Annotated in this window: 1 protein-coding gene; it reads left to right on the top strand. The window is 64.8% G+C overall.

Annotation, left to right across the window (positions count from 1 at the left end):
• Positions 1-133: 133 nt before the first annotated feature.
• A complete protein-coding gene (locus ACKAMS_RS33550; RefSeq protein WP_042927240.1) occupies positions 134-1,438 on the top strand; it encodes an IS256-like element ISRer3 family transposase in 1,305 nt (434 codons plus the stop codon).
• Positions 1,439-1,471 lie beyond the last annotated feature (33 nt).

Raw genomic sequence — 1,471 nt, 5'->3', positions numbered from 1 at the left:
GAGCAATGATCAGAACCTGTGGATGGTTCTCGGCGAGGCGGCGTGAGTGGGCGCACCTTCCCGGGAATGATCTGAAATTCCATCAGCTCTGATCAGGACCGGCGTTGGCGCGCTGGTTCGGGAAGGTACGCCCATGCTCACGGTAGTTCAGGATCAGCAATCCTCCAACGACGACAGCGGTGTTGGTCGGTCGTTGCTTGACGAGATCGTTCGCGACGGTGCCCGGCAGATGCTCGCGGCGGCGTTGGCCGCCGAAGTCGCCGCATACATCGAGCAGTTCGCCGAGCATCTCGATGAGCACGGCCGGCGGCTGGTGGTCCGCAACGGCTATCACCACGAGCGTGACGTGCTCACCGCGGCGGGGGCGGTGACGGTGACCGCACCGCGGGTCAACGACCGCCGTGTCGACGCCGAGACCGGTGAACGGCAACGGTTTTCCTCGGCGATCCTGCCGGCGTGGTCACGCAAGTCCCCGCAGATGACCGAGGTGTTGCCGCTGCTGTACCTGCACGGGCTGTCCAGCGGCGACTTCGGTGCGGCGTTGGAGCAGTTCCTCGGCACTGGTGCCGGGCTGTCGGCCTCGACGATCACCCGGCTGACCGCGCAATGGCAGGACGAGGCGAAGGCCTTCGCCGACCGGGATCTCTCGGGCACCGATTTCGTGTACCTATGGGTCGACGGCATCCATCTCAAGGTCCGCCTGGAGCAGGAGAAGCTGTGCTTGCTCGTGATGATCGGCGTCCGCGCCGACGGCCGCAAGGAGCTCGTCGCGCTCACCGATGGGTTCCGGGAGTCCACAGAGTCGTGGGCTGATCTGCTGCGCTCATGCCGACGCCGCGGGATGACCGCCCCGGTGCTGGCCGTCGGTGATGGGGCGCTGGGGTTCTGGAAGGCACTGCGGGAGGTGTTTCCGGATACCCGTGAACAGCGCTGCTGGTTTCACAAGCAGGCCAATGTGCTTGCTGCGCTGCCCAAGTCGGCTCATCCAGGTGCGACCGCGGCGATGCGGGAAATCTACAACGCCGAGGACATCGACAAGGCCCAGGTCGCGATCAAGGCCTTCGAGGTAGATTACGGCGCGAAGTACCCCAAGGCGGTCGCCAAGATCGTCGACGACGCCGACGTGCTCCTGGAGTTCTACCGGTACCCGGCCGAGCACTGGATCCACTTGCGCACTACGAATCCGATCGAATCGACGTTTGCGACCGTGCGGTTGCGAACCAAGGTCACCAAGGGCCCTGGGTCACGCGCAGCGGGGATTGCCATGGCCTACAAGCTGATCGACGCCGCACAAGCCCGCTGGCGGGCGGTCAACGCCCCCCATCTGGTCGCGCTGGTCCGTGCCGGCGCGGTGTTCCACAAAGGCAAGCTGCTCGAACGACCCATCGACATCTCACCCGCTGAGCCCGACGAATCAAGCGAAACGGAGGTCGCCTGAAACACCCTCATCCACAGGTCTTGACAATATCTC

Source organism: Rhodococcus sp. 5A-K4, assembly GCF_046097995.1.
In the GTDB taxonomy this organism is placed as follows: Bacteria; Actinomycetota; Actinomycetes; order Mycobacteriales; family Mycobacteriaceae; genus Rhodococcus_F; species Rhodococcus_F erythropolis.
Note: the sequence above shows the minus strand (reverse complement) of the source record. Positions and strands in the feature narration are given on the sequence as shown.